This window comes from Propylenella binzhouense (genome assembly GCF_009866965.1).
GTDB classification, from domain to species: domain Bacteria; phylum Pseudomonadota; class Alphaproteobacteria; order Rhizobiales; family Afifellaceae; genus Propylenella; species Propylenella binzhouense.
The window spans coordinates 1-10,317 of record NZ_SPKJ01000121.1; the positions used below are offsets into that span (position 1 = coordinate 1).

The 10,317-nt window shown below is 68.5% G+C and carries 10 protein-coding genes; 8 read left to right on the forward strand and 2 right to left on the reverse strand.

All coding sequences use genetic code 11. The annotated features are described in order from the left end of the window. Positions 1-188: 188 nt before the first annotated feature. Positions 189-1,817 (forward strand): CTP synthase, encoded by a 1,629-nt coding sequence (gene pyrG / locus E4O86_RS20550; protein WP_161142422.1) that lies wholly within the window; start codon positions 189-191, stop codon positions 1,815-1,817. A gap of 31 nt (positions 1,818-1,848) precedes the next feature. Here the strand turns inward: pyrG and E4O86_RS20555 are convergent, their stop codons facing one another. Further along, positions 1,849-2,583: a phytochelatin synthase family protein gene (locus E4O86_RS20555; RefSeq protein ID WP_161142423.1), complete on the reverse strand. Its 735-nt coding sequence runs from the start codon at positions 2,581-2,583 to the stop codon at positions 1,849-1,851. A gap of 206 nt (positions 2,584-2,789) precedes the next feature. Here E4O86_RS20555 and E4O86_RS20560 point away from each other — a divergent pair, with 206 nt between their 5' ends. Continuing rightward, entirely contained in the window at positions 2,790-3,659 is an 870-nt protein-coding gene (locus tag E4O86_RS20560) for a VOC family protein (protein ID WP_161142424.1), read from the forward strand. Then, entirely contained in the window at positions 3,652-4,488 is an 837-nt protein-coding gene (gene kdsA, locus E4O86_RS20565; RefSeq protein ID WP_161142425.1) for a 3-deoxy-8-phosphooctulonate synthase, read from the forward strand. Before E4O86_RS20560 ends, kdsA begins: the two co-directional genes overlap by 8 nt. A 51-nt stretch (positions 4,489-4,539) precedes the next feature. Here the strand turns inward: kdsA and E4O86_RS20570 are convergent, their stop codons facing one another. Then, positions 4,540-5,043, reverse strand: coding sequence for a YciE/YciF ferroxidase family protein (locus tag E4O86_RS20570; protein ID WP_161142426.1), 504 nt, complete (start codon positions 5,041-5,043; stop codon positions 4,540-4,542). Between the two features lie 181 nt (positions 5,044-5,224). Here E4O86_RS20570 and eno point away from each other — a divergent pair, with 181 nt between their 5' ends. From eno to E4O86_RS20595, 5 genes are all read left to right on the forward strand, one after another. After that, entirely contained in the window at positions 5,225-6,502 is a 1,278-nt protein-coding gene (gene eno / locus E4O86_RS20575; RefSeq protein ID WP_161142427.1) for a phosphopyruvate hydratase, read from the forward strand. A 129-nt stretch (positions 6,503-6,631) separates the two neighbouring features. Then, the gene (locus E4O86_RS20580) at positions 6,632-6,967 is read left to right on the forward strand and encodes an FtsB family cell division protein (protein WP_161142428.1); all 336 of its coding nucleotides are present in this window, start codon (positions 6,632-6,634) and stop codon (positions 6,965-6,967) included. Positions 6,968-7,071: 104 nt separating this feature from the next. Then, the gene (gene pdhA / locus E4O86_RS20585) at positions 7,072-8,139 is read left to right on the forward strand and encodes a pyruvate dehydrogenase (acetyl-transferring) E1 component subunit alpha (RefSeq protein WP_161142429.1); all 1,068 of its coding nucleotides are present in this window, start codon (positions 7,072-7,074) and stop codon (positions 8,137-8,139) included. Between the two features lie 56 nt (positions 8,140-8,195). Continuing rightward, positions 8,196-9,596 (forward strand): pyruvate dehydrogenase complex E1 component subunit beta, encoded by a 1,401-nt coding sequence (locus tag E4O86_RS20590; protein ID WP_425500146.1) that lies wholly within the window; start codon positions 8,196-8,198, stop codon positions 9,594-9,596. 103 nt (positions 9,597-9,699) lie between these two features. Continuing rightward, on the forward strand, positions 9,700-10,317 hold a 618-nt coding region (locus tag E4O86_RS20595; RefSeq protein ID WP_205521006.1), incomplete at its 3' end, for a biotin/lipoyl-containing protein.

Sequence of the window (10,317 nt, forward strand, 5' to 3'; positions counted from 1 at the left end):
GCCGCAGCCGCCGGCCCCCTCCGGCGCCGCTCCGGCTCCGAGCGCTCCGGCGGCACCCTCCGCCCCGAGCGGCGGGCCGCAGGCGCCGCCAGCCCAGTAGGAAAGCAAGCTTCCGGGCCGGGGTCCTCACCCCGGCCTCGCATTTCCGACTCCACGAATCTCTCCAGGCGAGCTAAGTATCGAGGCCCATGGCGCGGTACATCTTCATCACCGGCGGTGTGGTCTCCTCCCTCGGCAAGGGTCTCGCATCGGCAGCGCTCGGCGCGCTGCTGCAGGCGCGCGGCTACAAGGTCCGACTGCGGAAACTCGACCCCTATCTGAACGTCGATCCGGGCACCATGAGCCCGTATCAGCACGGCGAGGTCTTCGTCACCGACGACGGCGCGGAGACCGATCTCGATCTCGGACACTACGAGCGCTTTACGGGCCGCTCGGCGAACCGCCACGACAACATCACGACCGGCCGGATCTACCAGGAGATCATCGCCAAGGAGCGGCGCGGCGACTATCTCGGCGCGACCGTCCAGGTCATCCCGCACGTCACCGACGCCATCAAGGCGTTCGTCCTCGACGGCAACGAGGACTGCGACTTCGTGCTTTGCGAGATCGGCGGCACGGTCGGCGATATCGAGGCGCTGCCGTTCTTCGAGGCGATCCGGCAGCTCGGCAACGACCTGCCGCGGCATTCCTGCGTCTACATCCATCTGACGCTGATGCCCTATATCGCGTCGGCCGGCGAGCTGAAGACCAAGCCGACCCAGCACTCGGTCAAGGAGCTGCGCTCGATCGGCATCCAGCCCGACGTGCTGCTCGTGCGGTGCGACAGGCCGATCCCGGAAGGGGAGCGCCGCAAGCTGGCGCTCTTCTGCAACGTGCGCGAATCCGCCGTCATCCCGGCGCTCGACGTGCGCTCGATCTATGACGTGCCGGTCGCCTATCACGAGGAGGGGCTCGACGACGAGGTTCTCGCGGCCTTCGGCATCGACGACCGGAAGGCGCCCGACCTCGCGAGATGGCGCGCGGTCGACCACACGATCCACAATCCCGAGGGCGAGGTCACGATCGCCGTCGTGGGCAAGTACACCGGCCTCAAGGACGCCTACAAGTCGCTGATCGAGGCGCTCCAGCACGGCGGCATCGCCAACAAGGTGCGCGTCAACCTCGACTGGATCGAGAGCGAGATCTTCGAGCAGGAGGATCCCTCGCCCTATCTGGAGCGGGTGAACGGGATCCTCGTGCCGGGCGGCTTCGGAGAGCGGGGCACCGAGGGCAAGATCAACGCGGTGAGCTTCGCGCGGCGCCGCAACGTGCCCTATTTCGGCATCTGCTTCGGCATGCAGATGGCGGTGATCGAGGCGGCGCGGAACATGGCCGGGATCGAGGGCGCGAGCTCGACGGAGTTCGGCCCGACGGACGAGCCCGTGGTCGGGCTGATGACCGAGTGGCTGCGCGGCAACGAGCTCGAGCGCCGGGTGGCGGAGGGCGATCTCGGCGGCACGATGCGACTGGGCGCATACCAGGCGCACCTCCAGGCTGGCAGCCGGATCGCCCGGATCTACGGCGCGCGCGACATCTCGGAACGTCACCGCCACCGCTACGAAGTGAACATCCGGTATCGCGAGCGGCTCGAGGAAGCGGGGCTCCGTTTCGCCGGCATGTCGCCGGACGGCCTGCTTCCGGAGACGGTCGAGCTGCCCGATCATCCCTGGTTCATCGGCGTCCAGTTCCATCCGGAGCTGAAGTCGCGGCCGTTCGAGCCGCACCCGCTCTTCGCCTCCTTCATCGAGGCGGCGGTGGAGCAGAGCCGGCTGGTCTGAGCGAGCGGGCCGGCACCTGCCGCCCGGCCGGTCACGTTCCGATGCGGATGATGCCGCCGGTCAGGCCGGCAAGATGGCCTTCCGCAGGCGGGGCAGGCGTCACGAGCGCATCGAGCAGGCTTGCGGTCGAAGCCCAATACGGTAGGTGGAGATCGCGGTCGACATCCATGATCAGGACGCGATCGGCCTCCGCATTGTAGGCGCCGATCGGCGAGACGTGCAGCCCGTCCCAATCGCCGGTCAGGGTGCCCTGGTGATAATAGGCGAGTACGACGCTGTCCGGCGCGCCCTCGTTCTCGCGGAGCACGTGGCGGAGCCGCGCCAGCGCCCCGCGATCGTCCGGATCGGGCGCGAATACCTCGATCCCGGCATGCGGCAGGTCGATCCGGTCGAGCGTGCGCTCCAGGAAGGTCCGGAGCTCGGCAAAGGTGACGCCGTCGCCGTCCTGCGCCACGCGTTCCGGCCAGAGCGGATCGGCGGCCGCCTCGAGAACCGTGCGCTCCGAGAGCACCACGCCGTCGGCCCCCGTCGTGCTCAGCAGCCCGTTGAGCGCGATCGCCGCCGAGGCCGCCGAGCAGGCGCAGTTGGTCGTCTGCGGCGCATAGAATTCCGCGAGCCTCCAGTAATCCGATTCTGCGGAGCGCAAGAGATAGTCCATCTCCAGGAAGATCGGCGTCGTGTCCCGCGGGAAGGCCTCGATCTCCTCCGTGAAACCGAAATCCTCCGAAGTGCACGAGAGCATGCGGGCGCCGGCGCAATTGCGCATGCGTGTCTCCTTGATGATGAGAGGTGGCCCTTATCTGGTGACGAAGGGGCGCCCCTGCCACAATGGGCAGCGCATGTCCACACGATCGGCCGGGATACTGCCATGCCCGTGCGACGGGATGCGTGGTACGCCGGCTTTGACGCCGCTCCGCATCGGGGCTAGCACCCGTCTTCCCGGCCAACCTTCCACGGAGCGCGCCCGCGCCCATGCACGGCATCGACCATCTCGTCCTCCCGGTTGCCACGCTGGCCGGTGCGCGAGCGCGCCTCGCCGCGCTCGGGTTCACGGTGGCGCCGGAGGCGCGCCACCCATTCGGGACGGGAAACTGCTGCGTCTTCTTCGAGAACCGCACCTATCTGGAGCCCGTCTCCGTGGTCGATCGCGAAAGCACGGAGGCCGCGATCGCCGGGCGGCTCTTCTTCGTCGAGCGCGTCGCGGGATTCGCGAAGCGATGCGGCGAAGGCTTCGCCATGCTCGCGACGAGAAGCGTGGACGCGGCGGCGGACGCCGCCCGCTTCGCCGCGGCCGGCATCGGCGTGGAGCCGCTCTTCCGCTTCTCGCGAAAGGCCGAGCAGCCCGACGGGTCTGAGCGGGAGATCGGGGTCGTCCTCGCATTCGCCGCCGATCCGCGTGCCGTCGATGCGGCCTTCTTCGCCTGCCAGCATCTCTCCGCAGACGCGCTCTGGCGGCCTGACTATCTGGCTCACCCGAACGGCGCCCGCGGCATCGTGTCGGCCGCCGCGGTGGCGGAGAGCCCGGCCGACTTCCACATCCTGCTGGAAGCGGCGACCGGTTGCCGGGAGCTCAGGGTGACCTCGTTCGAGGTCGAGGCCGATCTCGGCGGCGCTCGGGTCACGATCTTCACGCCGATCGGCTATCGCGCGCGCTACGGCGTCGAGCCGCCGGATCCGGGTCGCGGCCTTCGCCTGGCCGCATTCGAGGTCGAGGTGAGCGATCTGGCGGGAGCCGCTCGCTTCGCCCCCCCGGGGTCGCTGCGGCGCGAGGAGATGATCGTGGTGCCCGCGGCGCCCGGGCTTGGCGCCGCCTTGGCTTTCAGAGCAGGAACCGATGACTGAGCCGAACAGGATCGTGGACGCCGGCGGCGTCCAATTCGGGAACACGCTGCCGCTCGCCGTGATCGCGGGGCCGTGCCAGATGGAAAGCCGCGAGCACGCCTTCGAGATGGCCGGCCGGCTGAAGGAGATCTGCGCGCGCCTCGGCGTCGGGCTGGTCTACAAGACGAGCTTCGACAAGGCGAACAGGACGAGCCTCGCCGGCAGGCGCGGCCTCGGGCTCGACGCGGCGCTCCCCGTCTTCGCCGATCTCGCCCGGGAGCTCGCACTGCCGACCCTCACCGACGTGCACGAGCCAGGGCAATGCGCGGCGGTGGCCGAGGTGGTCGACATCCTCCAGATTCCCGCCTTCCTCTGCCGCCAGACCGATCTGCTGGTGGCGGCCGCCCGGACCGGCCTCGTCGTGAATGTGAAGAAGGGGCAGTTCCTCGCGCCCTGGGACATGGCGCAGGTGCTCGCCAAGATCGTCGAGAGCGGCAATCCGAACGTGCTTCTGACCGAGCGCGGCGTCTCGTTCGGCTACAATACGCTCGTCTCCGACATGCGGGCCCTGCCGATCCTGGCCGCGACCGGAGCGCCGGTCGTCTTCGATGCGACGCATTCGGTGCAGCAGCCGGGCGGCCAGGGAAGCGCCTCCGGCGGCGACCGCCGCATGGTCCCGGTGCTTGCCCGCGCTGCCGTCGCGGTCGGAGTGGCCGCAGTCTTCATCGAGACCCACCAGGATCCGGACAACGCGCCGTCGGACGGACCGAACATGGTCCCGCTTGCCGAATTCGAAGGGCTTGTCGAGCGCCTCCTCGCGTTCGACCGGGTCGCCAAGCAGGCGCAATAGAAAGGGCGCGGGCCGGGGCCCGCGCCCGCCTTCCACGCAGTGCCCCGGGCGTCAGGCGGCCTTGCGGTTGACGTTCTGGAGGGCCAGCTTGTTCAGCTTGTCGTCCGCGGCATGCTCCTCCCCGAGCGTCTGCTCGAGGATGGTGGCGCAGTCGTTCCGGCCGAGCTGCTTCGCCCACGCGACGAGCGTGCCGTAGCGGACGATCTCGTAATGCTCCACCGCCTGCGCGGCGTTGATGAGGGCGGCGTCGAGCACGTCCTTGTCGGCGACATCGCCGGCCATCTCGTTCGCCTCCTTGATGATGCCGTCCATGGCCGGGCAGTCGACCGCCTTCGGCTCGCTGCCGTGCAGGCGGAATACCTGTTCGAGCCGGCTCACATGGTTCTCCGTCTCGCGACGATGCGCCTCGAAGCCCGCCTTGAGCTGCGGGTTGGTGGCCTTCTCGATCATCTTCGGAAGCGCCTTCAGAATCTGCTTCTCCGCGTAATAGATGTCCTGGAGCTGGTGCAGGAACAGGTCGTCGAACGTCTGAATGTCCTTCGAGAACAGGCCCATGGGGTCCTCCAACGGATCGGGGATTCGGTGCGGATTCCGCCGGCCGCCTCGCGCGGGCCGGCGCTGCCCGGAAAACGCGGCAAGCCGGGCCCAGTTCCGGCCCGTGGCGACCGTCCCGGCTCCGGGACTTCCGATTCAGCGGGACATCGAATATGCGTGCCGCGCACCGCAGGAGAGACACATGACGGCCATCATCGACATCACCGCCCGCGAGATCCTGGACAGCCGCGGCAACCCGACGGTGGAGGTCGACGTGACGCTGGAGGACGGCTCGTTCGGCCGGGCTGCGGTGCCATCCGGCGCCTCGACCGGCGCGCACGAGGCGGTCGAGCTGCGCGACGGCGACAAGACGCGCTATCTCGGCAAGGGCGTGCAGAAGGCCGTCGACGCCGTGAACACCGAGATCTTCGATGCGCTCTCGGGCCTCGACGCCGAGGACCAGGTGCAGCTCGACGAGATCATGATCGAGCTCGACGGCACCGAGAACAAGAGCCGGCTCGGCGCGAACGCGATCCTCGGGGTTTCGCTCGCCGCCGCCAAGGCTGCCGCTGACGCCACGTCGCTTCCGCTCTACCGCTATGTCGGCGGCGTGAGCGCGCGCCTGCTGCCGGTCCCGATGATGAACATCGTGAATGGCGGCGTGCATGCGGACAACCCGATCGACTTCCAGGAATTCATGATCATGCCGGTCGGCGCCGAATCGCTCGCCGAGGCGGTCCGCATGGGTGCGGAGGTGTTCCAGACGCTCAAGAAGGGCCTGAAGGACGCGGGCCTCAACACGAATGTGGGCGACGAGGGCGGCTTCGCGCCCAATCTCGCCTCGACCGATGAGGCGATCGGGTTCGTGCTGCGCTCGATCGAGGCGGCCGGCTACCGCCCGGGCGAGGACATCTGCCTGGCGCTCGACTGCGCGTCGACCGAGTTCTTCCGCGACGGCCGCTACCAGCTCGAGGGCGAGGGCCGCACCCTCGGGCCCGAGGAGATGGCGCGCTATCTCGCCGATCTGGTCGGCCGCTATCCGATCATCTCCATCGAGGACGGCATGTCCGAGGACGACTGGGCCGGCTGGAAGGCGCTCACGGAGGCGATCGGCGACCGCTGCCAGCTCGTCGGCGACGACCTGTTCGTCACCAACTCGAAGCGGCTGCGGCGCGGCATAGAGGAGGGCGTCGCCAACTCCATCCTGGTGAAGGTGAACCAGATCGGCTCGCTGACGGAGACGCTCGAAGCGGTCGAGACCGCGCACAAGGCGGCCTATACCGCCGTGATGTCGCACCGCTCCGGCGAGACGGAGGATGCCACCATCGCCGATCTCGCGGTCGCCACCGGCTGCGGACAGATCAAGACGGGCTCGCTCGCCCGCTCCGACCGGCTCGCCAAGTACAACCAGCTCATCCGGATCGAGGAGGAGCTCGGAGCGATGGCACGCTTCGCCGGGACCTCGATCCTGCGGAGCTGAGGCGCACCAAATCGGGACGGTCCGCGGCCGGGACCCGGCACGGTTTCTTTACGCTGTCGCCGTACCTTCTTCGCGGGACGTTGAGAGGTTCTGCGTTCCGTCCCTTCGAGTTCCAGGGCAGCGCCGGTCATGTCAACGCGTCAGCGAAGGCAATCCAAACTCAAGCCTCTGCTGGTTCCGGCGCTGTCCCTGCTCGTCCTCGGCTACTTCGCCTATCACGCGGTGGAAGGCTCCTACGGGCTCTACGCGCTCGAGAAGCTGCAGGCGCGCGAGGCCGAGCTGACGGCCGCGCTCGGGGAGGTCCGCGCCCAGCGCGCCGAGGCGGAGCACCAGATCGCGCTGATGCGGCCGGAAAGCCTCGACAGCGATCTCGTGGACGAACGCGCGCGCCAGGCGCTCAACGTGGCAAGACCTCGCGACCTCGTGATTCTGCTCGATCCGCGTTCGGGCGCAGAGAGCCAGTAGCCGAGAGGCGGAGCTGCATTGCAGCCATGCGCCGGGAGCCGGTCTTTCCCGAAGGCCATCTGCGGTATATGTGACACAAAAGCACGCAAACCGCGGAGGAAGCGATGGCGGACACACAGTCGGCTGCCCGCCGTGCCAGGCACGTAGAGCAGCCAGAACACGCCGAAAGCGCGGCTCCGAACGGCGTCGGCGCGTTCAAACCGGCGGAATTTTCCAAGGAGCAGGAACTTTCGGCCTACCGGCAGATGCTTCTCATCCGCCGCTTTGAGGAAAAGGCGGGCCAGCTCTACGGAATGGGCCTGATCGGCGGGTTCTGCCATCTCTACATCGGGCAGGAGGCCGTGGTCGTCGGCTTCCAGATGGCGCTGAAGAGCGGCGACGAGGTGATCACGGGCTACCGGGACCACGGGCACATGCTGGCGACCGGCATGGATCCGAAGGGCGTCATGGCCGAGCTGACCGGCCGCCGCGGCGGCTATTCCAAGGGGAAGGGCGGCTCGATGCACATGTTCTCCAAGGAGAAGCACTTCTATGGCGGACACGGCATCGTCGGCGCCATGGTGCCGCTCGGGACCGGCATCGCCTTCGCCAACCGCTACCGCGAGAACAGCAGCGTCTGCGTGACCTATTTCGGCGACGGCGCGGCCAACCAGGGCCAGGTCTATGAGAGCTTCAACATGGCGAAGCTCTGGTCGCTGCCGGTCGTCTACGTGATCGAGAACAACCAATACGCCATGGGCACCAGCATCCGGCGCTCCTCCGCGACGACGGAGCTCTGCCGGCGCGGCCAGTCCTTCGACATTCCCGGCCACCAGGTCGACGGCATGGACGTCCGCGCGGTCAAGGCGGCCGCGGAGGACGCGCTCGAGCATGCGCGTTCAGGCAAGGGCCCTGTCATCCTGGAGATGCTGACCTACCGCTATCGCGGCCATTCGATGTCGGATCCCGCCAAGTACCGCTCCAAGGAGGAGGTGCAGCGGATGCGCAGCGAGCACGATCCGATCGAGCAGGTGCGCGCCCGCATGCTGGCAGGAGGCCGCACCAGCGAGGAAGAATTGAAGAGCCTCGACAAGGAGATCCGGCAGATCGTGAACGAAGCCGCCGAATTTGCGACGCACGACACCGAGCCCGACCCGTCCGAGCTTTGGACGGACGTCTACGTAGAAGCGTGAGCGGGGCGGAAACCGAGATGCCGACCGAGATCCTGATGCCCGCCCTTTCGCCGACCATGGAGGAGGGAAAGCTGGCCCGCTGGATGGTGAAAGAGGGTGACACCGTGACGGCCGGCGACGTGATCGCCGAGATCGAGACCGACAAGGCGACCATGGAAGTCGAAGCAGTCGATGAGGGGCGGATCGGCAAGATCCTGGTCGGCGAGGGCAGCGAGGGCGTGAAGGTGAACACGCCGATCGCGATGCTCCTCGGCGAGGACGAGGACCCCTCGGCGCTCGAAAGCGGGGCGAAACCCGCGGCGCAGGCGGCGAACGGCGCAACCCAGCCGCCGGCTTCCAAGATGCCGCCCGAGAAGGGCGAGGACGAGGGAGAGAAGATCGCGCGCGGGACGGTCACCGGACCGGTCTCGGCGCTTGTGGAGGTGCCCCGCACCAAGCCGCCCGAGGGGACGCCGGAGGTGCCCGAGGGCACCGAGATGGTCGAAATGACGGTCCGCGAGGCGCTCCGCGACGCGATGGCCGAGGAGATGCGCCGGGACGGCGACGTCTTCGTGATGGGCGAGGAGGTCGCCGAATATCAGGGCGCCTACAAGGTGACACAGGGGCTTCTTGACGAGTTCGGTCCGCGCCGGGTCATCGACACGCCGATCACGGAGCACGGCTTCGCCGGACTGGGCGTCGGCGCCGCCTTCGCCGGGCTCAAACCCGTAGTAGAGTTCATGACCTGGAACTTCGCCATGCAGGCGATCGACCAGATCATCAACTCGGCCGCGAAGACACTCTACATGGCGGGCGGCCAGATGGGCTGCCCGATCGTTTTCCGGGGGCCGAACGGCGCCGCCGCGCGCGTCGCGGCCCAGCACAGCCAGGACTATGCGTCCTGGTACAGCCACGTGCCCGGCCTGAAGGTGGTCATGCCGCACAGCGCGGCCGATTTCAAAGGCCTCCTCAAGGCCGCGATCCGAGACCCCAACCCGGTCGTGTTCCTCGAAAACGAGATCCTCTACGGCCACAGCTTCCCGGTTCCGAAGCTCGACGACTTCGTGCTGCCGATCGGCAAGGCCAAGGTCGCGCGCGCCGGCAAGGACGTGACGATCGTCTCGTTCGGCATCGGCATGACCTATGCGCTGCAGGCGGCGGAGGCGCTCGCCGGGGAGGGGATCGAGGCAGAAGTCATCGACCTGCGGACGATCCGCCCGATGGACATGCCGACGGTGATCGAATCGGTCCGGAAGACCGGCCGCTGCGTCACCGTGGAGGAGGGCTGGCCGCAGAGCTCGGTCGGCAACTTCATCGCCGCCCGCCTGATGAGCGAGGCCTTCGATTTCCTCGATGCGCCGGTGCTCGGGATCACGGGCAAGGACGTGCCCATGCCCTATGCCGCCAATCTCGAGAAGCTCGCGCTCCCCTCCGTCAAGGAGGTGGTCGAGGCGGCAAAGGCGGTCAGCTATCGCTAGGCCCGGGGCCGGCGGTGCCGGACGGCGCGGACCGGCCTTCGGCGGGACGTTGCGCGGCCGCACGCCCGGCCGGACCGAGAAACAAGACTGAGGGGCGCCCGACATGCCGATCAACATCCTGATGCCCGCGCTCTCGCCGACCATGGAGAAGGGCAATCTCGCCAAGTGGCTCGTCAAGGAGGGCGACAAGGTCAGCTCCGGCGACGTCGTGGCCGAGATCGAGACCGACAAGGCGACGATGGAGGTCGAGGCCGTCGACGAGGGCACGGTGGCGAAGATCGTGGTGCCGGAGGGAACCGCCGACGTGCCGGTGAACGAGGTGATCGCGATCCTGGCCGGCGAGGACGAGGATGCCGGCGCGGCCGCTTCGGCGGGAGGGAAGGCAGAACCCACGCCCGCGGCGAAACCTGCAGCGGAGCCGGCTCCGCCTGCCGCCGCCGCGCCTGCCGCGCGGACGGAGGGCGCCGGAAAGGCCCGCGGCCCGATGCGGGACGGCCTCCAGGCGGAGGCACCGAAGGCGGCGAACGGGCAGGAGCGCATCTTCGCCTCGCCGCTTGCGCGCCGCCTGGCGCGGGAGAACGATATCGACCTCTCGGCCCTGAGGGGCTCCGGACCGCACGGCCGGATCATCCAGCGCGACATCGAGGAGGCGCTCGCCGGCGGCGCGGCGCGGCCCGGCAAGCCCGCCGCGGCACAGCCGGCCGCTCCGGCGGCCGCACCG

Bases quoted from the DNA above. Each gene is read 5' to 3' on its own strand.
- pyrG (WP_161142422.1), top strand. From the start codon at position 189: ATGGCGCGGTACATCTTCATCACCGGCGGTGTGGTCTCCTCCCTCGGC.
- E4O86_RS20555 (WP_161142423.1), bottom strand. From the start codon at position 2,583: ATGCGCAATTGCGCCGGCGCCCGCATGCTCTCGTGCACTTCGGAGGAT.
- E4O86_RS20560 (WP_161142424.1), top strand. From the start codon at position 2,790: ATGCACGGCATCGACCATCTCGTCCTCCCGGTTGCCACGCTGGCCGGT.
- kdsA (WP_161142425.1), top strand. From the start codon at position 3,652: ATGACTGAGCCGAACAGGATCGTGGACGCCGGCGGCGTCCAATTCGGG.
- E4O86_RS20570 (WP_161142426.1), bottom strand. From the start codon at position 5,043: ATGGGCCTGTTCTCGAAGGACATTCAGACGTTCGACGACCTGTTCCTG.
- eno (WP_161142427.1), top strand. From the start codon at position 5,225: ATGACGGCCATCATCGACATCACCGCCCGCGAGATCCTGGACAGCCGC.
- E4O86_RS20580 (WP_161142428.1), top strand. From the start codon at position 6,632: ATGTCAACGCGTCAGCGAAGGCAATCCAAACTCAAGCCTCTGCTGGTT.
- pdhA (WP_161142429.1), top strand. From the start codon at position 7,072: ATGGCGGACACACAGTCGGCTGCCCGCCGTGCCAGGCACGTAGAGCAG.
- E4O86_RS20590 (WP_425500146.1), top strand. From the start codon at position 8,196: ATGGAGGAGGGAAAGCTGGCCCGCTGGATGGTGAAAGAGGGTGACACC.